24 protein-coding genes and 1 tRNA gene are annotated in these 23,227 nt (G+C 73.8%); 4 read left to right on the top strand and 21 right to left on the bottom strand.

The window, feature by feature from the left end:
- The first annotated feature begins 5 nt into the window (after positions 1 to 5).
- Positions 6 to 1,133, top strand: a complete 1,128-nt coding sequence (locus QSK21_RS03265) for a 5-methyltetrahydropteroyltriglutamate--homocysteine S-methyltransferase (protein WP_285693645.1) — start codon at positions 6 to 8, stop codon at positions 1,131 to 1,133.
- Between the two features lie 192 nt (positions 1,134 to 1,325).
- Here QSK21_RS03265 and QSK21_RS03260 read toward each other — a convergent pair whose 3' ends face one another.
- From QSK21_RS03260 to QSK21_RS03190, 15 genes are all read right to left on the bottom strand, one after another.
- On the bottom strand, positions 1,326 to 2,627 hold the full coding sequence (locus QSK21_RS03260) for an ABC1 kinase family protein (protein ID WP_285693644.1): 1,302 nt from the start codon (positions 2,625 to 2,627) through the stop codon (positions 1,326 to 1,328).
- Between the two features lie 122 nt (positions 2,628 to 2,749).
- Positions 2,750 to 3,364: a QsdR family transcriptional regulator gene (locus QSK21_RS03255; RefSeq protein ID WP_285693643.1), complete on the bottom strand. Its 615-nt coding sequence runs from the start codon at positions 3,362 to 3,364 to the stop codon at positions 2,750 to 2,752.
- Positions 3,365 to 3,405: 41 nt separating this feature from the next.
- Positions 3,406 to 4,446: an LCP family protein gene (locus QSK21_RS03250; RefSeq protein ID WP_285693642.1), complete on the bottom strand. Its 1,041-nt coding sequence runs from the start codon at positions 4,444 to 4,446 to the stop codon at positions 3,406 to 3,408.
- 97 nt (positions 4,447 to 4,543) lie between these two features.
- On the bottom strand, positions 4,544 to 5,725 hold the full coding sequence (locus tag QSK21_RS03245) for a 4-hydroxybenzoate 3-monooxygenase (protein WP_285693641.1): 1,182 nt from the start codon (positions 5,723 to 5,725) through the stop codon (positions 4,544 to 4,546).
- A gap of 54 nt (positions 5,726 to 5,779) precedes the next feature.
- Positions 5,780 to 6,613 (bottom strand): IclR family transcriptional regulator, encoded by an 834-nt coding sequence (locus QSK21_RS03240; protein ID WP_285693640.1) that lies wholly within the window; start codon positions 6,611 to 6,613, stop codon positions 5,780 to 5,782.
- 21 nt (positions 6,614 to 6,634) lie between these two features.
- Positions 6,635 to 7,036, bottom strand: coding sequence for a 4-carboxymuconolactone decarboxylase (gene pcaC, locus QSK21_RS03235; protein ID WP_285693639.1), 402 nt, complete (start codon positions 7,034 to 7,036; stop codon positions 6,635 to 6,637).
- Complete coding sequence (locus QSK21_RS03230; protein ID WP_285693637.1) at positions 7,033 to 7,797, bottom strand: alpha/beta fold hydrolase; 765 nt, start codon at positions 7,795 to 7,797, stop codon at positions 7,033 to 7,035. The genes pcaC and QSK21_RS03230 overlap by 4 nt, the downstream gene beginning before the upstream one ends.
- Positions 7,794 to 9,053 (bottom strand): 3-carboxy-cis,cis-muconate cycloisomerase, encoded by a 1,260-nt coding sequence (gene pcaB / locus QSK21_RS03225; RefSeq protein ID WP_285693635.1) that lies wholly within the window; start codon positions 9,051 to 9,053, stop codon positions 7,794 to 7,796. Before pcaB ends, QSK21_RS03230 begins: the two co-directional genes overlap by 4 nt.
- On the bottom strand, positions 9,043 to 9,591 hold the full coding sequence (gene pcaG / locus QSK21_RS03220) for a protocatechuate 3,4-dioxygenase subunit alpha (RefSeq protein ID WP_285693633.1): 549 nt from the start codon (positions 9,589 to 9,591) through the stop codon (positions 9,043 to 9,045). Before pcaG ends, pcaB begins: the two co-directional genes overlap by 11 nt.
- Positions 9,592 to 10,269, bottom strand: a complete 678-nt coding sequence (gene pcaH, locus QSK21_RS03215; protein ID WP_285693631.1) for a protocatechuate 3,4-dioxygenase subunit beta — start codon at positions 10,267 to 10,269, stop codon at positions 9,592 to 9,594.
- Positions 10,266 to 10,907 (bottom strand): CoA transferase subunit B, encoded by a 642-nt coding sequence (locus QSK21_RS03210; protein WP_285693629.1) that lies wholly within the window; start codon positions 10,905 to 10,907, stop codon positions 10,266 to 10,268. Before QSK21_RS03210 ends, pcaH begins: the two co-directional genes overlap by 4 nt.
- Entirely contained in the window at positions 10,907 to 11,677 is a 771-nt protein-coding gene (locus tag QSK21_RS03205) for a CoA transferase subunit A (protein WP_285693627.1), read from the bottom strand. Before QSK21_RS03205 ends, QSK21_RS03210 begins: the two co-directional genes overlap by 1 nt.
- 162 nt (positions 11,678 to 11,839) lie before the next feature.
- Positions 11,840 to 12,841: a sigma-70 family RNA polymerase sigma factor gene (locus QSK21_RS03200; protein WP_285693624.1), complete on the bottom strand. Its 1,002-nt coding sequence runs from the start codon at positions 12,839 to 12,841 to the stop codon at positions 11,840 to 11,842.
- Positions 12,842 to 12,990: 149 nt separating this feature from the next.
- Positions 12,991 to 14,040: a zinc-dependent alcohol dehydrogenase family protein gene (locus tag QSK21_RS03195; protein ID WP_285693622.1), complete on the bottom strand. Its 1,050-nt coding sequence runs from the start codon at positions 14,038 to 14,040 to the stop codon at positions 12,991 to 12,993.
- A gap of 75 nt (positions 14,041 to 14,115) precedes the next feature.
- On the bottom strand, positions 14,116 to 14,646 hold the full coding sequence (locus tag QSK21_RS03190; protein ID WP_285693619.1) for an XdhC family protein: 531 nt from the start codon (positions 14,644 to 14,646) through the stop codon (positions 14,116 to 14,118).
- 161 nt (positions 14,647 to 14,807) lie between these two features.
- Between QSK21_RS03190 and QSK21_RS03185 the strand changes: the two genes are divergently transcribed.
- Entirely contained in the window at positions 14,808 to 15,362 is a 555-nt protein-coding gene (locus QSK21_RS03185) for a universal stress protein (RefSeq protein ID WP_285693616.1), read from the top strand.
- Positions 15,363 to 15,452: 90 nt separating this feature from the next.
- A complete protein-coding gene (locus tag QSK21_RS03180) occupies positions 15,453 to 16,304 on the top strand; it encodes a glutamate ABC transporter substrate-binding protein (RefSeq protein WP_285693613.1) in 852 nt (283 codons plus the stop codon).
- Positions 16,305 to 16,314: 10 nt separating this feature from the next.
- Here QSK21_RS03180 and QSK21_RS03175 read toward each other — a convergent pair whose 3' ends face one another.
- From QSK21_RS03175 to QSK21_RS03160, 4 genes are all read right to left on the bottom strand, one after another.
- Complete coding sequence (locus QSK21_RS03175; RefSeq protein ID WP_285693611.1) at positions 16,315 to 17,388, bottom strand: acyl-CoA dehydrogenase family protein; 1,074 nt, start codon at positions 17,386 to 17,388, stop codon at positions 16,315 to 16,317.
- Positions 17,385 to 18,593, bottom strand: a complete 1,209-nt coding sequence (locus tag QSK21_RS03170; RefSeq protein WP_285693609.1) for an acyl-CoA dehydrogenase family protein — start codon at positions 18,591 to 18,593, stop codon at positions 17,385 to 17,387. Before QSK21_RS03170 ends, QSK21_RS03175 begins: the two co-directional genes overlap by 4 nt.
- A gap of 243 nt (positions 18,594 to 18,836) precedes the next feature.
- Complete coding sequence (locus QSK21_RS03165) at positions 18,837 to 20,558, bottom strand: ankyrin repeat domain-containing protein (RefSeq protein ID WP_285693607.1); 1,722 nt, start codon at positions 20,556 to 20,558, stop codon at positions 18,837 to 18,839.
- A gap of 56 nt (positions 20,559 to 20,614) precedes the next feature.
- A tRNA-OTHER gene (locus tag QSK21_RS03160) sits at positions 20,615 to 20,683 on the bottom strand.
- Between the two features lie 150 nt (positions 20,684 to 20,833).
- Here QSK21_RS03160 and QSK21_RS03155 point away from each other — a divergent pair.
- Positions 20,834 to 21,412 (top strand): TetR/AcrR family transcriptional regulator, encoded by a 579-nt coding sequence (locus QSK21_RS03155; protein ID WP_285693603.1) that lies wholly within the window; start codon positions 20,834 to 20,836, stop codon positions 21,410 to 21,412.
- Positions 21,413 to 21,474: 62 nt separating this feature from the next.
- On the opposite strand, the gene QSK21_RS03150 is transcribed toward QSK21_RS03155, so the two are convergent.
- A complete protein-coding gene (locus QSK21_RS03150) occupies positions 21,475 to 22,302 on the bottom strand; it encodes an enoyl-CoA hydratase/isomerase family protein (RefSeq protein ID WP_285693602.1) in 828 nt (275 codons plus the stop codon).
- 55 nt (positions 22,303 to 22,357) lie between these two features.
- On the bottom strand, positions 22,358 to 23,110 hold the full coding sequence (locus tag QSK21_RS03145) for a gamma-glutamyl-gamma-aminobutyrate hydrolase family protein (protein ID WP_285693600.1): 753 nt from the start codon (positions 23,108 to 23,110) through the stop codon (positions 22,358 to 22,360).
- Positions 23,111 to 23,227: the final 117 nt, after the last annotated feature.

Here is a 23,227-nt window from a genome sequence, read left to right as displayed (position 1 = left end):
GTCCCATGGCCCTCCGAGACACACCGCCCTTCCGCGCCGACCACGTCGGCAGCCTGCTGCGGCCCCCGGAGCTGCGCAGCGCGCGCGAAGACCACAAGGCGGGGCGGATCACGGACGAGCGGCTGCGTGAGATCGAGGACGCGGCGATCACCGAGGCCATCGAGATGCAGCGCACCGCCGGGCTGCGCACCGTCACCGACGGCGAGTTCCGCCGCGCCTTCTGGCACATGGACTTCATCTACCAGATCGGCGGCATCGGCTCGAACGCCGACGAGCGGCTCCAGGTGAAGTTCCACCGCGCCAACGGCGACATCGAGTTCAACGTGGCCGCGCTCAAGGTCACCGAGAAGCTCCACCTCAAGGAGACGATCTTCGGGGACCACTTCACCTTCCTCAAGGAGAAGGCCGCCGGGACGGGCATGACCCCCAAGCTGACCATCCCGTCGCCGAACATGGTCCACTACCGCGGCGGGCCCGCCTCGATCTCCCCCGACGTCTACCCCGACATCGAGGAGTTCTGGTCCGACCTGGCCGCCGTGTACGCCGACGAGGTCGCCCGGCTGGGCGAACTCGGCTGCACGTACCTCCAGTTCGACGACACCAGCCTGGCCTACCTCAACGACCCCGACCAGCGCGCCATGCTCAAGGAGCGCGGCGACGACCCCGACCACCTCCACCTGCGCTACATCAAGCAGATCAACGGCGCGCTCAAGAACCGCCCGGCCGGAATGTCGGTCACCACCCACATGTGCCGCGGCAACTTCCAATCCGCCTGGACCGCGGCGGGCGGCTACGACTTCGTGGCCGAGGCGCTGTTCGGCGAACTCGAAGTGGACGGGTTCTTCTGCGAGTGGGATGACGAACGCTCCGGAGGCTTCGAGCCCCTGCGGTTCGTCCCCAAGGGCAAGCACGTCGTGCTCGGCCTCGTCACCACCAAGACCGGCGAACTGGAGAGCAAGGACGACCTCAAGCGCCGCATCGACGAGGCCGCCCAGTACGTCGACGTCGACCAGCTGTGCCTGTCGCCGCAGTGCGGGTTCTCCTCCACGGAGGAGGGCAACGAACTCACCCGCGACGACCAGATGCGGAAGCTGGAACTGATCGTAGAAACAGCCCAAGAAGTCTGGAATTAGTGACACATGTGGGGGGGACCCCCCACATGTGTCACAGCCCCAACGGGGGTGCAGGGGGCGGAGCCCCCTGCCGGGGTCGTAGGGGCGGAGCCCCTACCCGGGGTCAGCGGTCACCGCCGCGAGCCGCCAAGGCGAGCGGCGGGGATCGCTGGCCCCGCACCGGGGGGTGTGGGGGGTCGCCCCCCACATATGTCACAGCCAGCGGTCGGCTTCGGCTTGGAAGGGGCCTTCGGCTTCCAGTTGGCACAGGACGCCGCCGCAGCTTGTCAAGGCTCGGGCGACGGCCATGTACTGCGGGGGCAGCCGCAGTTGCCTGGCCAGGCCGCCGGGGCGCATGTCGGTGGCGATGGTGAAGCCGCGGGTGGTCTCCTGGCGCATCCACTCGCGGGTGTAGCGGAACGTCTCGGTGGTGAACGGGTAGGAGTGCGCGGACACCACCGCCGCCCACTCTTCGGCGTTCACCTCCCCGTCCGGGGCCAGGAAGCCCTCCTCACGGGCGGCCTGCACCATCTCCTCGGGGCTGCCCAGCGTGCCGATCCGCAGCAGCCGGCCGATCGACCATTGCAGCTCGGCCGGGACGCGGGCGGCGCCGCCGAAGTCCAGGACGCCCAGGCGGCCGTCGTCCAGCATCCGGAAGTTGCCGGGATGCGGGTCGATGTGGATCAGCTCGCAGCGGGCGGGGCCCGACAGCAGGAACCGGAACAGCAGGAGGCCGGCCCGGTCGCGCAGCTCCTGCGGCCCCTCGGCGATCACCTTGGACATCGGGGTGCCGTCCAGCCACTCGGTGACCAGCACGTGGCCGGACTGAGCGACCACGGCGGGGACGACGAAGTCGGGGTCGCCGTCGTAGGCGGCGTGGAACGCCGACTGGGCACGGGCCTCGTCGTCGTAGTCCAGCTCCTTCTCCAGCCGCCGCTTCAGGTCGGCCACGACCGGCCTGACCTCGACACCGGGGAACAGCGGGGTGATCAGGCGGCTGAGCCTGGAGATCTGGTTGAAGTCGCTCATCAGCGCCTTCCCGGCGCCGGGGTACTGCACCTTGACGGCGACGGCGCGGCCGTCGTGCCAGACCGCCTTGTGCACCTGTCCGATGGACGCGGCCGCGGCGGGGTCGTCGTCGAACTCCAGGAAGCGGTCGCGCCAGTCCTCGCCCAGGTTCTCCGCCAGGACCCGGTGCGTCGTGGCGACCGGCATCGGCGGCGCGGCCTCCTGCAGCCGGGTGAGGCTGGCGCGGAACGGGCCGGCGACCTCCTCGGGCAGGCCGGCCTCGAAGACCGACAGGAGCTGGCCGACCTTCATCGCGCCGCCCTTGAGCTCGCCCAGCACCCGGAAGAGCTGGTCGGCGGTGCGCCGCTGCACTTCCAGCGCCACCGCCTCGGCGGGGCGGCCGAAGGTGCGCTTGCCGAGGCCCAGCGCCGTCCTCCCGGCGAAGCCCAGGGGGAGGCTCGCCAGTTTGGCGCTTCGCGTGACCGCGCGGCGGGGGATGTCACTCACGGCCGACCGTCCCTTGTTATCGACAGACCGCTCGGTGGGGGTGGGTCACCGGATCCGGTGATCGCAGCCTTTCATGCACAGCGATCCGCGGTGAAGGAAGATTCCCCCACCGGGGAGGGGACTCAGGCGTCCCCGCCGCCGTCCCTTCCGGCGGGGCGCAGCAGCAGCTCGATGACCTCCAGCGCCGTGTCGATCTCCGGCCGGCTGCCGCCGAGGTGGTGCGCGTACAGGAACGAGTCGGAGATCCGCACGATCGCCTGGGCGAGCGTGCGGGTGGGCAGCGGCACGTCCAGCGCGCCGCGGTCGATCTCACGCTGGATCTCCCTGCCGAGCAGCGCCGTGGCGCGTTCCTCTATCGGGCCGGGCGTGGTGGCCAGCCGTACGAACAGCCGCGGCTCGCGCTCGGTGAACGCCTTGAGCGGCGCGGCGTCCACGACGGCCCGCATGAACCGTTCCAGGACGTCCAGCAGCCTGTCCGCGCCGGTGCCGCGCGCCCCGCGCAGCGCGACCCGGAAGGTGCGTTCGGTCATCTCCGCCAGGATGGTGGCCAGCAGCTGTTCACGGCTGCCGACCCAGCGGTAGAGGGTGGCGCGGCCCACGCCCAGCTCGGCGGCCAGCGCGGACATGTCGATCGGGTCGCCGTCCAGGTAGTGCGCGGTCGCCACCACGATCGCCTGCTCCGGCCCCAACGCGCGGCCGTCCGGGTCCTCGGCCGTGGCTCTCTGAACCCGACTCACCTACCAAGGATCGCATAGACCACGCCGCCGGGCCGCGTCCTTCATCCGTCCAGGTCGAGGTCGGTCTCCAGGTCGTGTTCGTCCAGGTGGTCCTCCAGATCGCCGTCGAGGAGCGCGTCGAAGAGGTCGCCGGTGCCCTCCTCGTCGGGCAGCAGCACGTTCTGGTCCTCGATCCAGGCGCTCGACCCGGTCGGGAGCGTCACGAACGTGACGCGGTCGGGACCGATCCGGGCCAGCCGCAGCGCGAGCGACCGCAGCGTCCCGAACTCGGTCTCCGAGTCCACGGCCAGGGAGCCGCTGGCGGCCCGCAGGAACGCGTCCAGCCGCCACGGGTTGGCCATCAGGCCCGAGTCCACGGCCTTGTCCGCCAGCGCCTTCAGGAACGCGTGCTGGCGCCGTACCCGGTCCAGGTCGCTGCCCGACAGGCCCTTGCGCTCGCGGACGAACCGCAGCGCCTCCTCGCCGTCGAGGTGGTTGCGGCCCGCGGACCACGACCAGCCGTTGCTGGGATCGTGGATCGGCTGGTCGAGGTGGATGTCGACGCCGCCGAGCGCGTCGGTCATGGTCTTGAAGCCGGTGAAGTCGAGGGCGGCGACATGGTCGACGCGCACCCCGCTGATGGACTCCACCGTCTCGGTCAGCAGCCGCGCCCCGCCCTTCGCGAACGCCGAGTTGATCTTGCCCTCGTCGCCGCCGGGGATGTCCACCCACAGGTCGCGCGGGAAGGAGATGAGGTAGGCCCGGCCGCCCTCCTCCGGCATGTGCAGCAGCATGATCGTGTCGGCGCGGGCGCCGCCGCCGGGGCGCCACTTGTCCGCGGCCGGGGCGCCGCGCAGGTCCGACCCGACCAGCAGCCAGTTCTGCCCGGGGTCCTCGGCGGGACGCTCCCGCGAGCCGGTCGGCAGCGCGTCGGGGAGGCGCTGGATGTTGCGGTCGTAGGTGCCGGTCCGCCAGGACACCAGGGCCACCACCGCCAGGGCCATCGTCACACCGGTGATCATGAATCCGGCCAGCAGCCGCAGGCCCCTGCCCCGGCGGCTCCACGCCCCGCCCCGCAGCCGTCCGCGCGACGGGCCGCCCATGACTCGTCACCTCCGGCGCCGCTGTACGGTTTGCCCTGGTTTGATCCCTCTTCCCGGGAAACGACGATCACATCGCCAGGGTTCCGTCCGGGCGCGCTCAGGTGCCGGCGGGGTCGTTCGCGCCGGTCAACGGCAGGCCCACGTAGTTCTCGGCCAGGCTCGCCGCGGCCGCCCGGGACGAGGTCACGTACTCCAGGTGCGAGCGTTGCAACCTGCGGGCGAAGTCGTCGGCCTGCGGGTCGACATGCAGCAGGGTGGTCATCCAGTACGAGAAGTGCTCGGCCCGCCAGACCCGCTTCAGGCACGCCCGGGAGTAGTCGTCCAGCAGCGACTCCGAGCCCGAGGCGTACCGCTCGGCGAACGCCCGTGCCAGCAACGTCACGTCCGAGACCGCGAGGTTGAGGCCCTTGGCGCCGGTCGGCGGGACGATGTGCGCGGCGTCCCCGGCCAGGAACAGCCGGTCGTGCCGCATCGGCTCGGCCACGAAGCTGCGCATCGGGGTGATCGCCTTGTCGGTGATCGGGCCCTCCCGCAGCGTCCAGCCGTCGTCGGTGGCGAACCGCGCCGCCAGCTCGGACCAGATCCGCTCGTCCGGCCAGGCGGCGAGGTCCTCGTCCGGGGAGACCTGGAGGTAGAGCCGGCTGACCTTGGGCGAGCGCAGGCTGTGCAGGGCGAAGCCGCGGTCGTGGTTGGCGTAGATCAGCTCGTCGGTGGACGGCGGGACGTCGGCCAGCACGCCCAGCCACGCGAACGGGTACTCGCGCGAGTACGTGCGCAGCCCCGGCACCGCCGGCCTGCTCACGCCGTGGAATCCGTCGCATCCGGCGATGTAGTCGCACTCCAGCACGTGCGTGCGGCCGTCCTGCCGGAAGGTGACGCCAGGCCCGGACGGATCCACCTCCAGCACCGGCGCCTCGAAGCGGACGTCGCCGCCGTCGGCCAGCCGCCGCGCCACCAGATCCTTGACGATCTCGGTCTGGGCGTAGATCGTCACGGTGCGGCCGGTCAGCTCGTACAGCGGGATGCGGTGCCCGGCGCCGCCGAACCGCAGCTCAAGGCCGTGATGCACCAGGCCCTCGCGGTCGAGCCGGTCCCCCACGCCGCTGTCGCGCAGGACGTCGGTGGTGCCCTGCTCCAGCATCCCGGCGCGCTGCCGGTGCTCCACGTACTCCCGGTCGCGGCTCTCCAGCACCACCGAGGCGATGCCCTGCCTGTGCAGGAGATGCGACAGCAGCAGTCCGGCCGGTCCGGCGCCCACGATGGCGACCTGGGTCCGCATGGTTCCTCCTCCTCGGCCCGTCTTCCTGCGATCTTCGAGGGCTCCACCGCGGGCTCAGGAGCTGAGCTTCCGCACGGTGGAAGGCGGTTCGGGTACCGGGCCGGCCTCGTCCGCGATCGCGACCGGGCCGCTGCGCCAGTGCGCGGCCACATCCCGCGACAGCGCGCGGGCCGCGGTGGTCAGCGGAGGCAGCAGCCGCCGGATGTCGGCACTGCGCGTATGGGTCACCAGGGACAGCGCGGCCACCACCACGCCGCGGCCGTCCCGCACGGGCACCCCGACCGACGCGGCCCCCATCGACATCTCGTCGCGGGTGAGGGCGAACCCGTTGCTCCGCACCCGCTCCAGGCACCGGCGCAGCTCGCCGGGATCGGTGATGGTGCGGGGCGCGTGCCGCTCCAGCCCCTGGGCCAGGATCGCCTCCCTGACCTCCTCGGGCGCGTACGCCAGCAGCACCTTCCCGACCCCGGTGGTGTGCAGCGGCAGGGTGCTGCCGACCTGGGTGAGGAGCGGGACCGACCGGGTGCCGCGCAGCCGCTCGACGAACAGCGCCTCCCCGTCGCGCATCACCGCGAGCTGCACGTTGTCGTGGGTGGCCTCGTACAGGTCCTCCATGTGCGGCAGCGCCAGCTCGCGCAGCCCGGTGACCGCCGGGGCCTGGCTGCCGATCCGCCACAGCCGGGTGCCGATCCGGTACGTGCCGTCCGGCACGCGTTCCAGGAAGCCGCCCGCGACCAGCTCGCCGACCAGCCGGTGCCCGGTGGCCAGCGGCAGCCCGGCACGCCGGCAGATCTCGCTCAGGTTGAGACGGACCCCGCCGAGCGCGAACGCGTCCAGGATCGCCATCACCTTGCCCGCCACGCTCGGCGGACGCCCGCGCTCAGGCATCGTTCCCTCGGTCTCGTCCCGCTACGGCTCCCCCGCGTCCCGGCCGTCCTCCTCCTCGGCGAGCGCCCGCTGCGCCACGGCGAAGGCCGAGTTGGCCGCGGGAACTCCACAATAGATGGCCGTCTGCAGCAGGACCTCCTTGATCTCGTCCGGGGTGAGCCCGTTGCGCAGCGCGGCCCGGACGTGCATGGCCAGCTCCTCCAGGTGGCCGCGGGCGACCAGCGCGGTGAGGGTGATACAGCTACGGGTCCGGCGGTCCAGCCCCGGACGGGTCCAGATCTCGCCCCAGGCGTACCGGGTGATCAGGTCCTGGAAGTCGGCGGTGAACTCGGTGGTGCGGTCGTGGGCGCGGTCCACGTGGGCGTCGCCGAGCACCTCGCGGCGCACCTTCATGCCGGCGGCGTACCGCTGCTCGTCGTTCATCGAGGCCCCTTCCAGGCACGGTCCAGATGCTCGTTGATCGCTCGGGCGGCCTCGGCGGGACGCTCCACCACGGCCAGATGGCCCGCGCCGTCCAGGACGGTGAGCGCGGCGCCGGGGATGCCGTCGGCCAGCCGGTCGGCGTGGCCGGCGGGCGGGGTGGGCAGGTCCTCCGAACCGGCGATGACCAGGGTCGGCGCGGACACCCCGCCCAGCCGGGCGGTCGCGTCGAACAGCGCGAGCGCGTCGCAGCACTTCGCGTACCCCTCGGGGTCGGTGCCGCGCAGCATCTCCAGGTACGGTCCGGCGCCGGTGAAGCCGGGCGCGAACCAGCGTCCCGCGGCGGTGTCGGCGACCGGGCCGACGCCCTCGCGGCGGACCAGCGCGGCGCGTTCCCGCCACGCCTCGGGCGGGCCGAACCGCGGCGAGGTGCAGATCAGGACGAGGGCGCCGACGCGTTCCGGCGCGGCCAGCGCGAGCGCCGTGCCGACGGCGCCGCCGAGCGACACCCCGGCATAGGCGACCCGTCCGGCGCCGAGGCCGTCGAGCGTCTCCTCCAGCGCCGCGGCCACGTCCTCCACGGTGAAACCGCGGTCGGGAGACGGTGAGCCGCCGTGGCCGGGCAGGTCGTAGCGCAGCACCCGCCGGTGCGCGGTCAGCGCGGGCAGGACCGGGTCCCACAGGCCCGTGGTCGTGCCCAGGGACGGGCCGAGGACGACGACGGGCGCGTCCGGCGGCCCGTCGAACCGATGGTGCAGGATCATGCTTCTCCGTGGGCGGGGTCTTCAGGGTGACGGCCCGCGCGGTAGGTCCCGGCCGCGCGGTCGGCGAGCAGGGCCGCCGAGCCGGTGCCGGTGGACGAGCCGGTGTCCCTCAGGATCTCCAGCAGGCCGTCCAGATTGCCGGCCATCCGCTCGGGCGAGACCTCCAGGCCCGCGGCGAGGTCGGCGGCCAGCTCGGCGGCGCCGCCGGTCAGCCGCAGGCACTCGCGGAGCGGCTGCCATTCGGCGTGCCACTCCCCGAACGGCCGCTCGTGCGCGGCGTTCAGCGCGGCCAGCAGGACCTGCGCGTACGCGGGGACCTGGAGCGCCGCGGAGCGGATCATGATGGCCATCGCCGGGTTGCGCTTGTGCGGCATCGCCGAGGACCCGCCGCGTCCGGGCGCCGCCGGCTCGGCGACCTCGTCGACCTCGCTCTGCGCGAGCAGGACCACGTCGGTGGCGAGCTTGCCGAGCGCCCCCGCGGTCACCGCCAGCGCGGCGCCCAGGTCGGCCACCGGGGTACGGCGGGTGTGCCAGGGCGCGGAGGGAAGGGCCAGTCCGGTCTCGCCTGCGTACGCGGTCATCAGGTCGAACGCCCGGCCGCCGTACGCCGCGAGGGTTCCGGCGGCGCCGCCGAGCTGGACGGGCAGCGACACCGCCGCGAGCCGCTCGTGGGCGTCGAGCAGGCCCCGCAGCCACCCGCCCGCCTTCGCGCCGAAGGTGGTGGGCAGCGCCTGACGGCCCAGCGTGCGGCCCGCGATCGGGGTGTCGCGGTGCCGCTCCGCGATCCCGGCCAGCGCGCCCGCCGCCCGGTCCAGGTCGCCGAGGACGACGCGCCGGGCGCGGGACGCGACGAGCATGGCGGCGGTGTCGAGGATGTCCTGGCTGGTGGCGCCGTGATGCACGTACCGCCCGGCGTCCCCGGCGAGCCGCCGCAGGTCGGCGACGAGGGGCACCACCGGGTTGGCCGCCGCCCGCGCGCGCACGGCCAGGCCGGGCAGGTCGAACCGGCCCGGCACGGCGGCCGCGGCGATGGCCTCGGCCGCCGGCGCCGGGATGATCCCGAGCGTCGCCTGCGCGCGCGCCAAGGCGGTCTCGGCGTCCAGCAGCGCCCCCAGCCACGCCAGGTCACCCGTGGCCTTCTCGGCCTCGGTGCCCGCACGGACCGGTGACAGCAGCCCCGCGTCCGGCGAGACCGGCGCGCCGGACCCCCCGGCCTCGCAGGCTTCTTCGCCCTCGGGCGGGCGATCAGATGGCAAGGAAGACCGTCTCCCGTTCACCCTGGAGGCGGATGTCGAACCGGTACGCGCCGTCCGCCTCACGCTCGGCGATCAGCGTAGCGCGGCGCTCCTCCGGCACCTCGCCGAGGAACGGGTCGGTGGTGTGCGCCTCGGCGTCCTCGGGGAAGTACAGGCGAGTGAACACGGGCTTGAGCAGGCCCCGCGCGAACACCAGCACCGCGATGTAGGGGGCGCCCTCCCCCACCGCGCCGGGCTTGACCGTGCTGAACCAGAAGCCGCCCGCGGCGTCGGAGGCGCAGCGGCCGAACCCGGAGAAGCCGTGCCCGGCGCGGCGCAGGCCGCCGGGCCGCCGGGGGATCTCGCCGTTCTCGTCCGCCTGCCGGATCTCCACCAGCGCGTCGGGTACGGGGTCGCCCGCCCCGTCCAGGACGCGGCCGCGGATGGTGATCGCGCCGGGCGCCCAGCCGGGGGTGACCAGGGGGCCGTCGTCGTAGGGCAGCCCGAAGCCGAAGAACGGGCCGACGGTCTGCGACGGCGTGAGGGCGGGCGTGGTCATTCAGTCCTCCACCGGGGTGTCGCCGAGCAGGATGTCCCACTGGTAGCCCAGCGCCCATTCCGGCTCGGTGGTGTCCAGGTCGAAACGGGAGACCAGCAGCTCCCTGGCCTTGGGGTCGGGGATCGAGTTCATGATCGGGTCGAACTCGAACAGCGGGTCGCCGGGGAAGTACATCTGGGTGACCAGCCGCTGGGTGAACGCGGTCCCGAACACCGAGAAGTGGATGTGCGCGGGCCGCCAGGCGTTGTGGTGGTTGCGCCACGGGTAGGCGCCCGGCTTGATCGTGACGAACCGGTAGCGGCCCTCGTCGTCGGTGAGGCAGCGCCCGGCCCCGGTGAAGTTGGGGTCGAGCGGCGCGGGATGCTGGTCGCCCTCGTGGATGTACCGGCCGCACGCGTTGGCCTGCCAGATCTCCACCAGCGCGCCGCGCACGGGCCTGCCCGTGCCGCCTTCCAGCACCCGCCCGGTGACGATGATCCGTTCCCCGATCGGCTCGCCCGCGTGCCGCCGGGTCAGGTCGGCGTCCAGCGGGTGCAGCTCCTGGTGCCCGAACACCGGGGAGGTCAGCTCGACGCTGTCCGGCCCCAGCTTGGGCATGACCAGCTCCTGCGACGGGGCGCGGAGCACGGTGCTGCGGTAGCCGGGGTAGAGGTAGGGAGGATGGTTGGGGTGGGTCATGCCCGGAGACCTTCCTTCACGTCGGGTTCGGTGCGCGCGCGGATCTCGTCGGCGGTCACGCCGGGCGCGGTCTCGACCAGGACGAGGCCGCCGCCGGTGACCTCCAGCACGCCCAGCTCGGTGATGATCAGGTCGACGCAGCCGGCGCCGGTCAGCGGCAGGTCGCACTCGTTCACGATCTTGGGGGAGCCGTCCCTGCTGGTGTGCGACATGACCACGATGACCCGGCCGGCGCCGTGCACCAGGTCCATCGCCCCGCCCATGCCCTTGATCATCTTGCCGGGCACGGACCAGTTGGCCAGGTCGCCGCGGGCCGAGACCTGCATGGCGCCCAGCACCGCCACGTCGATATGGCCGCCGCGGATCATGCCGAAGGACAGCGAGGAGTCGAAGTAGGCGGCCCCCGGCCGCACGGTGACCGTCTCCTTGCCCGCGTTGATCAGGTTCGGGTCGACCTCGTCCTCGTACGGGTACGGGCCGACGCCGAGGATCCCGTTCTCGGCGTGCAGGACCACCTCGCGTCCCGGCGGGATGTGCGCGGGGATCAGCGTGGGCAGGCCGATGCCGAGGTTGACGTAGGCGCCGTCGGGCAGCTCGGCGGCGGCCCTGGCCGCGATCTCGTCCCTGGACCAGGGCATCAGTCCCGTCCCTCCCGCTCGGTGACCGTGCGCTTCTCGATCGGCTTGTCCGCGGCCTGCTCGGGGGTGAGCCGGACGACGCGCTGGACGAACACGCCCGGCAGGTGCACCGCGTCGGGGTCGAGCTCACCGGGCTCGACCAGCTCCTCGACCTCGGCGAGGGTGATGCGGCCCGCCATGGCGCACAGCGGGTTGAAGTTGCGGGCGGCCTTGTCGAAGACCAGGTTGCCGTGCCGGTCCCCGCGGGCGGCGCGCACCAGCGCGAAGTCGGTGGTGATGCTCTCCTCCAGGACGTACCGGCGGCCACCGAACTCCCGCACCTCCTTGGGCGGTGAGGTCACCGCGACGGTGCCGTCGGGGGCGTACCGCCACGGCAGCCCGCCCTCGGCGATCATGGTGCCGACGCCGGCGGGGGTGTAGAACGCGGGGATCCCGGCGCCGCCGGCCCGCATCTTCTCGGCCAGCGTGCCCTGCGGCATCAGCTCCAGCTCGATCTCCCCGGCCAGGTACTGCCGGGCGAACTCCTTGTTGTCGCCGACGTAGGAGCCCTGCGCCCGCGCGATCCGCCCGGCGGCCAGCAGCCTGCCCAGCCCGCGCCCGTCGAGCCCGCAGTTGTTCGACACCACGCGCAGGCCGCCCGAGCCGCGGTCGTAGAGGGCGTCGATCAGGACGGTGGGCACCCCGCACAACCCGAACCCGCCGACGGCCAGCGACGCCCCGTCGCCGATGTCGGCGACGGCCTCCGCCGCCGAGGCCACGACCTTGTCCATGCCCCTACCAAGGCCCATACCGTGCCGTGCCTCCCCACACGCAGCGCGGCCACGCCTCCGGGCCGCGGTGCCTTCACACTGGCATGCGTCGTCCCCGATGACACACCCGAGTTTCCGCCGAGTGGAAGAGTCAGGGAAGGTTCCCGGCGGTGCCCGGGCCGGTCAGGCCGGAAGCGTCCCGGGGAGCCCGAAGGCGGCGAACAGGTCGCCCTCGAAGTCGAAGAAGGCCGACACGTGGCCGACGGCCTCGCGGCCGTCCTCGCCGCGGACGACGTCGAGGACCTGGAGCTGGAACGGGTGGTAGGCGCCGTCGTCGCCGCGCCTGTACATGGCGAAGGCGGGCTGGCCGTTGGCGCCCGTGGGCACCATCCGCAGCTCGCCGGGCTCGGGACCGCACTGGGCGATGATGAGCCGGACGATCGGCTCGGCGCCGCGGAACCACTGCGGGAACGGCGGCATCTCCCAGACCGCGTCCTCCTTGAACAGCTCGACCAGGCCCTTGATGTCGGCGCTCTCGAAGAGGGAGGCGTAGCGGTCCAGCAGCCGGCGCTGGTCGGGGTCGGTGGGCTCGACCAGCTCGTCCTCGCTCGGCCCGATCTCCTTGAGCTGGGCGCGGGCGCGCTGCAGAGCGCTGTTGGCGGACGCGACGGAGATCTCCAGCAGCTCGGCGACCTCGGCGGCCTTCCACTTGAGCACGTCCCGCAGGATCAGCACCACCCGCTGGTTGGGCGGCAGGTGCTGCAGCGCGGCGACGAAGGCCAGCCGGGTGGACTCGCGGGAGGCGACGATGGTGGCGGGGTCGGCGGCGTCGGCGCCGATCACCGCGTCCGGCACGGGCTCCAGCCACGGCACCTCGGGGGAGGCCACGACGGGGCGCTCGGGCTCGTCGCTGGGCGCGCCCAGGCCGGAGGGCATGGGACGGTTGCCGCGCTGGTCGATGGCGGTCAGGCAGACGTTGGTCGCGATCCGGTACAGCCAGGTGCGCAGGGACGAGCGGCCCTCGAAGGTGCCGTAGGAGCGCCAGGCGCGCAGGTAGGTCTCCTGCACGAGGTCTTCGGCGTCGTGGATGGAGCCCAGCATCCGGTAGCAGTGCGCCAGCAGCTCCCTGCGGTAGGGGTCGGTGATCCGCTGGAAGTCCTGCTCGTCGACGGCGCTGTTCGCCATGGTGTCGTCACCTTCTTCGGGGGGCGTGCCGGGCCGGTCACGACCGTAGGCGACGCCACCGACAGTTCTGGCGCGGGACCCACATGATACGGGCCGGCCCGCGGTGCCCCAGGTCCTTGCCGGGGGCGGCGCCCCGCCGTCCCGGCAGGTCACCGCGGGACGATCATGGTGACGCCCGCGGGGCCCGGGGCGTCCATGGCGGCCAGGGCGGCGGGCGCCTCGTCCAGGCCGATGATCCGGTGCACCAGCGCGCCGGGGCGCAGCGTGCCGGCGCGGACCTGCTCCAGCATCGGCTCGTAGGCGTGGGCGGCCATCCCGTGGCTGCCCAGGATCTCCAGCTCCAGGGCGATGACCCGGTCCATGGGCAGGTCGGCGCGTCCCGCGGCAGGCGGCAGCAGGCCGACCTGGACGTGCCGCCCGCGCCGCCGCAGGCACTCCACCGAGGCGCGGGCGGTGGCCGGGGCGCCGAGGGCGTCCAGCGACACGTGCGCGCCGCCGCCGGTGATCTCGCGCACGGCCGTGGCGGGGTCGGAGGTGGCGGGGTCGGAGGCGTCGACCACGGCCGCGGCGCCGAGGTCGCGGGCCAGGTCGAGGGCGCCGGCGGAGATGTCGACGGCCACCACCCGCGCGCCGGCCGCGACCGCGATCATCACGGCGGACAGCCCGACGCCGCCGCAGCCGTGCACCGCCACCCACTCCCCCGGCGCCGCGCGTCCCCGGGCCAGGACGGCGCGGTACGCGGTGGCGAACCGGCATCCCAGGCCCGCGGCCGTGGTGAAGGCCATGTCGTCGGGCAGGCCGATCAGGTTGAGGTCGGCGTTGCGCACGGCCACGTGCTCGGCGAACGATCCCCAGTGGGTGAAGCCCGGCTGCGCCTGGTTCTCGCAGACCTGCTGGTCGCCCGCGGCGCAGGAGGCGCAGCGCCCGCACGCGCACGCGAACGGCACGGTGACGCGGTCACCGGCCCGCCACCGGGTGACCCGGACGCCGGTCTCGGCGACCACACCCGCCAGCTCGTGGCCGGGCACGTGGGGGAACGCGGTGATGCCGGGGTCGTGCCCCTGCCAGCCGTGCCAGTCGCTGCGGCACAGGCCGGTCGCCTCCACCCTGATCACGGCCCCGTCCTCGGGCACGGCCGGGTCGGGCACGTCCCGCACCTCCAGCGGCCCGCCGAACGCCTCGTACACCACGGCCCTCATGGATCACCCTCCCGCGCTCTCCCGGCCGCGCGTAACGCTAGCGCGGACACCGGAAGGCCGCGGCGGGCTTCCGGCTCAGAACCCGAAGCCGCCCGGCCGGCCGTTGCGGTCGGCCAGCAGCCCCGCCAGGGTCGCGATCGCGATCTCCGGGGGCGTGCGGGAGCCGATGTTGAGACCGATCGGCCGGTGCACCCGGGCGATGTCGCCGGCGGGCACGCCCAGCTCGGTGAGGGCGGGGACGTGCGGGGCCGGGTGTCGCGGGTTGCCCATGACGCCGATCCACCGGACCGGCAGGGCCAGCACGTCGCGCAGGACGGGCCCCAGCTCGGCGCGGTGATGGTCGGTCACCACGACGTCGGCCGCGGCCCCCAGGCCGCCGGGCGGCTCGGTGACGACCTCGAAGGGCGCGAAGCGCGGGTCGTCGGCGCGTTCCTTGTCCGGCTCCAGGAGCAGACCGCGGAAGCCCAGGTCGGCGCCGTACCGCAGCAGATGCTCGGCGACCGGTGAGGAGAACACCGCGACCAGGACGCGGTCGGAGCGCTCGGGCGCGACGTCGCCATGGGCGACCGCGCACGCGGGATCGGTGGCCGGATCGTTGGAGACCATGCCCGCAGTGTGCCCCGCCGCCCGCGAGGCGGTCCAGCCGGGCGGCGCGGGCAAAGCCGCGCGCAACCTTTCGTCAATGGCGACGAAACACTTTCTTCTGAGCGGGTATACCTCCACCCTAGAGTGCACATCATCTCGTGGCGTGCGGCTCGGGAGGAACAGTGAACGCGAGACCGGAGGGCGGCCCGCGCGTGGTCGTGGGAGTCGACGACTCCGCCGGGGCCCGCTGCGCGCTGTCATGGGCCATCGGGGAGGCGCGGCTGCGCGGTCTGCCGCTGGTGGTCGTCCACGCCGCGCCGCTGCCCCCGCACGTGTCGGCCGCGGGCCAGCTCGGCTGCGGCGTGACCGAGGCGCTCCGCGGCGCGGGCGCCGAGCTGATCGCCAGGCTGCTGGACGAGGTCGCGGGCGGCACGCCTCACGGGCTGGAGCTGACCGCGCTGGCGCTGGTCGGCGAGCCGGGCGCGACGCTGGTGAGGCTGGCCAGGGAGAACGACATCCTGGTCGTGGGGCGCGGTGAGCGCCGGCTGCTGTCCCGGCTGCTGAGACCCTCGGTGCGGCTGCATTGCGCGCGCCGCGCCAAGGCCACGTTCGTGTGCGTCCGGCCGCCCGCGCTGGAAAGCCTGCTGGAGACCCTGACGTCCCGGCAGGGGGCACCGGAACAGGCGTCCGACCGTTCCCTGATCCGCCGCCTGAGCCGCCGCCCCCGCCACATCTGACGCCGGGCCGCGCGGAGGTCCCGCGTTCTCTCCCCTCCGGACGACGCGCGTTCATCCCGCGGTCGTCTGCGGTTGCTAGGTCTGGGCGGCGTGAGACGAGCGACCCCCCGCGCCATCGTCCGTCGACTCGCCCGTGCCCTCCTCCGGGCCGCCGTCGCCGGCGCGCTGTCGGCCGCCGTGGCGGGCTGCGGCTCCTCCGGGACGGCCTCGATCGCGGACCGGGACGCCCTGGTCGTCGGTGTCAAGGCCGACCAGCCGGGGCTCGGCCTGTCCGAGGACGGTCGCACCTTCCGCGGCTTCGAGGTGGACGTGGGCCGCTACATCGCACACCACATGGGCGCCTCGCGGGTGAGCTTCAAGGAGGTCACCTCTGCCAACCGGGAGCCCAAGCTCGACGCCGGCGAGGTCGACCTTGTGCTGGCCTCGTACTCCATCACCGCCGACCGGTCGACCCTGGTCACCTTCGGCGGCCCCTACTACGTGGCCCACCAGGACATGATGGTGCGCCGCGGCGACACCCGATTCCGCACGGCCCGTGACATGGCCGGGCACCGGATGTGCCAGGCGGCCGGATCGGTGTCGACCGAGCGCGTCGTGGAGGGCCTGGGGATCCCGGCCCGGCTGGTCCCGGCCCTGTCCTACGCCTCCTGCGTCGCCAAGCTGCTGAGCGGCGAGGTGGACGTGGTGTCGACCGGGGACCTGGTCCTGGCCGGGTTCGCCGCCCGGTCGCGGACCCGGCTGGAGATCGTGAACGCCCCGTTCACCGAGGAACGGTACGGGGTGGGCCTGCGCAAGGGCGACATCGCGGGCTGCGAGGCGGTGAACAGGGCGATCACGGCGATGTACCAGGACGGCACGGCGTCGCGGCTGCTGCGCGCCTGGTTCGGCGCGACCGGGCTGCGGCTGACCGAGTCCGTCCCGGAGTTCGAGGGCTGCGGGTAGCGGGCGGCCGTCAGGCCGGGGGGAGGTCCACCAGGTCCGCCAGGGCGGCGCGGTGGTGGTCGGCGGTGCCCAGGGCGATCGCGGCGCTCTTGGCCCGTTTGAGGTAGAGGTGCGCGGGGTGCTCCCAGGTGAACCCGATGCCTCCGTGCATCTGGACGCACTCCTCGGCGGCCTTCACCGCGATCGGCGAGCAGTGCGCCTGCGCGACCGCGACGGCCACGGGGGCGTCGGCGTCATCGTCGGCCACGCAGGACGCCGCGTACCTGGCCACGGCGCGGACCTCGGCGACCGCGGTCCACAGGTCGGCGAGGCGGTGCTTGAGTCCCTGGTAGGAGCCCACGGGACGGCCGAACTGGTACCGGGTCTTGAGGTACTCGACGGTGGTGTCCAGACAGCGTCCGGCCAGGCCGAGCTGCTCGGAGGCCAGCATCGCGGCGCCGGTGGACAGCGCGGCGCGCACCGCGCCGTCCCCTTCGGCGACGAGCCGCGCCGGGGTGGCGGCGAAGGACAGGTCGCACAGCCGCCGGGTCATGTCGAGGGAGACCACGGGCGTGCGGGCGGCGTCGGCGGCGTCCACCGCGTACAGGGCGCCCGAGGCGGGGACGAGCAGCACGTCGGCGGCCTGCGCGTCCGCGACGCCCGCGACCTGGCCGGTGAGCGTCCCGCCGTCGGCCCGGACGGTGCCGCCCACGGACGCGCCGGGCGCGGTGCCCAGCGGGACGGCCGGCACGGCGATCCGCTCTCCCGAGGCGACCTGGGGCAGCAGGTCGCGGTCGCCCGCGGCCAGCAGCGCCGCCACCCCGAGCACGGCCGACCCCAGGAACGGCACGGGCGCCACGGCCCGTCCCAGCTCCTCCATGACCACGGCCGTCTCCCGCCAGGTGGCGCCCGCGCCGCCCAGGTCCTCGGGGACGGGCAGCCCGGTCACGCCCATCTGGGCGAGCGCCTGCCACAGCGCGGTGTCGTAGGGGTCGTCCTTCTCGATGCCGGCGAGCACGCCGGTCCACTGGGCCTTGTCGTCGAGCAGCTCGCGGACGCCGGCGCGCAGATCGTCCTCGATCTCGCTGTAGAGCAGGTCTTTCACTTGGGCAGGTCCTTCCAGGGCACGTCCTTGTCCACGCGGATCTCGCCGGGCAGGCCCAGGATCCGCTCGGCGATGATGTTGCGCAGGATCTCCGAGGTGCCGCCCTCGATGGAGTTGCCCTTGGCGCGCAGGTAGCGGTAGCCGCCGGAGCGGCGGGTGAAGTCGACGCCCGCGGGACGCCGCATCGTCCAGTCGTCGTAGCGCAGGCCCTCGTCGCCGAGCATCTCCAGCTCCAGACCGGAGACCTCCTGGTTGATGCGGGCGTAGGCGAGCTTGGTGGCCGAGCCCTCGGGGCCGGGCATGCCCGCCGCCAGCGACTGCCGCAGGCGCGCTCCGGTGAGCCGCGCCGCCTCGGCCTCCACCCACAGCCGCAGCAGCCGATCGTGCAGGCCGGGGGTGCGCAGCTCGGGACGGTCCCGCCACAGCGCCGCGACCACGCCGATGATGCCGCCCTCGCGCGGGACCGCCGCGCCGCCGATCGCGACGCGCTCGTTCATCAGCGTGGTGGTGGACACCTTCCAGCCGTCGCCGACCGCGCCGAGCCGGTGCTCGTCGGGGATCCGCACGTCGGTCAGGAAGACCTCGTTGAACTCGGCCTCGCCGGTGATCTGCCGCAGCGGCCGTACTTCGACGCCGGGAGCGTGCATGTCGCAGATGAAGTAGGTCATGCCGCGGTGCTTGGGCACGTCGGGGTCGGTACGGGTGACCAGCAGCGCCCAGCGCGCCTCGTGCGCCAGCGACGTCCACACCTTCTGGCCGCTGACGAGCCAGCCGTCGCCGTCGCGGACGGCGCGGGTGGCCAGCGCGGCCAGGTCCGACCCGGCGCCGGGCTCGCTGAACAGCTGGCACCAGATCTCCTCGCCCGTCCACAGCGGGCGCAGGAACCGTTTGCGCTGCGCCTCGGTCCCGACCGCGAGGATGGTGGGAGCGGCCATGCCGAGGCCGATCGGGTTGCGCTCGGCCTGCTGGCGGGGCGCCCCGGCCGCGGTCAGCTCGGCGTCCACGACCGCCTGCAACTCGCGGGGCAGGCCCAGCCCGCCCAGCCCTTCGGGGTAGTGCACCCAGGCGAGCCCGGCGTCGAACCTGGCGCGCAGGAACTCCAGCGGCTCGGTGGCCTTGGGGTCGTGCTCGTCCAGGAAGGCGCGGACGCGCTCGCGCAGCGCGGCGGCGTCGGGCGGTGCGGTGCTCGGGGGTGCGGTGCTCACGGGGGGCCAACCTCCACACATACCAACCGGTCGGTACGAGATCACCCTAGGAATCGCGCCCGTCCCGCGTCAACGGAACCCCGTAGTTCCCCGCGAGCCCTGTGGCCGGGCACAACGCCGCCCGGCGGCCGGGCCCGTCCGCAGGCCCGGGTCGCGGCGCGCGAACCCGAACAAGATCGAACAAGGGCGTGCGATCCGAACGTGATCATCACGCCGGGAGGCGGGCGGGGGCCCGTAGCGGGCTCAGTAGTCGAGCAGCTCGGGGTGCTCCTCGGCGATCCGCTCCTCGAGGAACCCCAGGTCCTTGCGGCCGGCGCGGTACATCAGGCGCAGGATCGTGGTCTCCTCCGCGTCGAACAGGTCGATGCGGGCGCCCGCGTCCAGCAGCGCCCTGACCAGCGCGACGGAGCCGTCCAGCTCGACGGCCCGGTGCAGGGCGGTGGCGCCGGCGACGTCAGGGGTGTCGACGTCCAGGCCCGCCGCCAGGAGCCGGGGCAGCAGCACCTCGTGGTCGAGCATGTGCAGCTCGTGCAGCAGCGTCCGTCCGTTCTCGTCGCGGACGCGCGGGTCCATGCCCAGGTCGAGCAGCCGCAGCACGCCGGGGGTGTCGCCGTGGTGGGCGCGGTCGAACAGGTCGCGGCGCTGGTCGCGCAGGGCCTTGGGCAGCCGGCCGGCGCCCGTCCGCCACGCCTTCTGGACGGCGAAGCACCCGGCGACCTCTCCGCCCAGCGCCGCCAGCGCCTCCTCGCGCTCCCGCTCCTCGGCGCTGTGCGGCAGCCGCAGGGCTCCGCCCTCGAAGGCGACCTCGTGCCAGTCGCCCCGGCAGCGCACCCGTACCGGCTCGGGCCGCTCGGGACCCGGCGGTCCGTGGCCGCTGGACGGCCGTGCCGGGCACAGCGCGTCGTGGACGAGCGGGTGCAGCCATTCGGGCGGGATGCGGCCGTCGCGCAGCAGGTCGATGTCGGGAAGACGCTGCCAGCGTGCCTCCGCGAGCACCGGTTCGGTGTACTCCCCGACGGGCATCGGCCCCATCTCGGCGCGCACGCCGCGGTCGCCGTCGTGTTCGAGCAGGAGGGTGGAGAACACCCCGCAGGGGACCGCGAAGCGGGCGGGCTGGCGCCGCAGCTCCGGTTCGAGCCGGGTCAGGGCCAGCGGCATCCGGGCGAGCCTGTCCAGCGCGCCGATCTGGTTGTACCGCCGGTATTCGGCCGACTCGGGCTCCAGCTCGATGCCCGCCGCCTTGAAGGCCGCCTCGACCTCGCCGCGCTCGTGCAGCATCGTGACCCACTCCGTGTGCCCGACCGGGTCGCCGGCACCGGGGTCGGACGTGGGCAGCTTCGCGGCGGCGCGCGGCGTGCCATCGGGCTCGAGGAACGGGGCGCGCTCGTCGTCGCCGCCGCAGCGCGTCCTCAGCTCGTGCGCGCGGCGGACGTCCCACAGGTGCCTGGCCCGGGCCCAGGACTGGAAGATGCCGCGCCAGAACTGGTTGAAGGGGTAGTCGTTGCACAGGTGGACGGCGTCCCGCATCTCGACCGGGGCGAAGTGCAGGGTGAGGCGCTGCGACGCCTGGAACAGCCAAGGATGGGCGGTGAGGTACAGGCGTGGGGCGGTCCTGCCCTCCAGCCCGTGCTCGCCGTAGTGGTTGAGGATCAGCGCCGTCCCCGGCTGCAGGGTGGTGCCCGAGGGGCCGACCCTGGGGGCGTGCCAGCGCACCAGGTCGGGGGCCAGGTGGAGCAGGTCGTCCTCCACGGCGGCCGCCACCCCGGTGCCGTACCGCGCGGCGATGTCGTCCAGGTCGAAGGTGACGTCCACCGCGGCGGCGGCGCAGGCTCCGCGCCAGTCTCCGGCCAGGCGGCGCTCGGTCGCCCGCTCGATCATCCAGCGCGGGACCGCGTACCGGCGGATCCGCCGAAGCCGCGCCAGCCGGCTCGGACGGGACCCGGCGGCGATGTTCCCCTGCGGCAAGGGCGCCCCCCTCGAAAGCGTTCTCGCCGCGGCGATCCGGCGGAAGTGTACGGCAAGGCCGGTCGGATTCGAACCGACGTCCTCCAGCCTGCTGCAAGGCGCGACGACCTCTGCGCTACGGCCATGCCTGCCGGAACTATATCGATCATTCCGCCCGGCCGCGGGCGAACGGCACGTTCGGCCGATGCCCGAAGGCGGCGCGCGGAGGATAATGTGCACCGCCGCCCGGGTTCCGCGGAACCCGCCTTCCAGCCCCGACACTGGAGGAAACGCCGATGACAGCCGCCCGACCCTCGCACCGCGAGGCCCTGCTGGACGCCGCGGCCGAGCTGCTGGTGCAGCGCGGTTACCGAGGCGTCCGGATGCGGGACGTCGCCGCCGCCGTGGGGGTGAGCAGGCAGACCGTCTACAACGAGTTCGGCGACAAGTGGGGGCTGGCGCAGGCGGTGGTGCTGCGCGACAACGACCGCTACCTGGAGGGCATCAACCGGCTGCTGTCCGAGCACGACGACCTGCACACGGCGGTGGAGGCGGCGGTGCTGTTCACGCTGGAGACCTCCGCCGACGATCCGATCAAGAAGGCGGTGCTGACCGGCGCGGGCGGGGACGAGCTGCTGCCGCTGCTGACCACCAAGGCCGAGCCGGTGCTGTTCACCGCCAGCGCCCGCATCGTCGAGCACGCGATGCGGCAGTGGCCGCAGGTGGAGCGCGTGGAGCTGGCCACGATCGCCGACGCGGCGGTCCGGCTGACGATGAGCCACATCGTGCTGCCGTCCGAGCCGCCCGAGCGGGTCGCCCGGTTCATCGCCGACATGGTCACGCGCTATCTCGGCACGGCCACGGGACGGGGCTGACCGCCCCGCCCGGACCCGGCGGCCTGCGTCAGCGCAGCACTTACCTCGGGTGCTACGCCGGGTCAGGTGAACTTGGGCGGGCGCTTCTCGCGGATCGCGGTGACGCCCTCCCGCGCGTCCGGCCCGGTGAAGCCCAGGAACTCCAGGGCCAGGGACGCGTCGAAGGTGGGACCGGCCAGCCGCAGCCAGTTGTTGAGCGCGTGCTTGGTGTTGCGGATCGCCTCGGCCGCGCCCGCGGCCAGGCGCCCGGCGACCTCCAGGGCGCGCTCGTGCACCTCCTCGTCGTCCACGCACAGGCTGACCAGGCCGATCCGCTCGGCCTCGGCGCCGCTGAGGGTGTCGCAGAGCATCAGGTAGTACTTGGCCTTGGCCATGCCGCACAGCAGCGGCCAGATGATCGCGGCGTGGTCGCCCGCGGCCACGCCCAGCCTGGTGTGCCCGTCGATGATCTTGGCGGTGCGTCCCGCGACCGAGATGTCGGCCAGCAGCGCCACCGCCAGGCCCGCGCCCACCGCCGGGCCCTGGATCGCGCTGACCACCGGCTTGGAGCAGCCGATCAGGTTCATCACGATGTCGCGGGCCTCGCGCATGATCCGGGTGCGGGCGGCGTGGCTGTCCAGCATCTCCTCGACCATGGCCAGGTCGCCCCCGGCCGAGAACGCCGTCCCCTCACCGCGCACCAGCACAGCGCGCACCGCGTCGTCGGCGTCCACGTCCCGCCAGATCGCGGCCAGTTCGCCGTGCGCGGCGGCGTCGACGGCGTTCAGCCGCCCTGGGGCGCTCAGCGTGATCCGCAGCACCCCTGGCGCCGCCCAGTCGATCCTCAGCCGCTCGTATCGGCCGTACCCGTCCGCGTTCCGGCCGTCCTGGTCGGTCCTCTCCTGTGTCACGCAGCACCTCCGCTCCCCTCGGGGGCGCCATCGTCGCACAGGGCGCTCCAGTGGCTCAGCCGCCCCCGGCCTCGGCGACCAGTGCCTCGAACAGGCGCCGGTCGTCGTCCTCCTCGGGGTGCCACTGGACGCCCAGGCCGAACCGGTGCCCCTGGAGCTCCACTCCCTCGACGACCTGGTCGTCGGCCCAGGCCACGGCGGTCAGGCCCTTGCCGAGCCTGCCGACCGCCTGGTGGTGGTACGTGGGCACCTCGGCCGCCTCGCCCAGGATCTTGCCCAGGACGCTGGTCTCGCTGATCTGCACCCGGTGCCGTCCGATCGTCCCGGCCGCCGGGGCGTGCCGCTCGTGCCCGACCGCCTCCGGCAGATGCTGGACGAGCGCGCCGCCGCGCGCCACGTTCAGCACCTGCATCCCACGGCAGATCGCCAGGAACGGCAGGTCGGCGTCCACCACGGCACGGACCAGCGCCAGTTCGAACCGGTCGCGGTGCGGCTGCGGCGGGCCGGTCTCGGCGTGCCGCTCGGCCCCGTACAGCCGCGGGTCCACGTCGCCGCCGCCGGCGAACACGATCCCGTCGAGCCCGTGCAGCAGGGTCCGCGTCCCGCCCAGGCCCGCCAGCGGCGGCACCAGCACGGGGACGCCCCCGGACCGCTCCACCGCGCGCACATACGGGGCGGGCAGCAGGGCCGCCTCCCGTACCCACACGCCCCAGCGGGCCGGTTCGAGGTAGGCGGTGATGCCGATGAGCGGTGGAGCGTTGGCGGTGCCGCCGGGATCGCCCGGCGCCCCCAGGGTGGCCTCTCGCATGCTTATCCCTCCCGTAGTGCGCCTCCCCCCTCGGCCAGCTTGCCGCATGGACCCCCGTCGCGCAGGGTGAAGGGAGCGGATCCGCCTTGGACGGGCGGGCGGGGGCCGACGTCGAGC

This window comes from Actinomadura sp. NBRC 104412, from assembly GCF_030269515.1.
Taxonomy (GTDB): domain Bacteria; phylum Actinomycetota; class Actinomycetes; order Streptosporangiales; family Streptosporangiaceae; genus Spirillospora.
The sequence above is the reverse complement of the archived record's forward strand: the minus strand, read 5'-3'. Positions and strand labels throughout refer to the sequence as shown.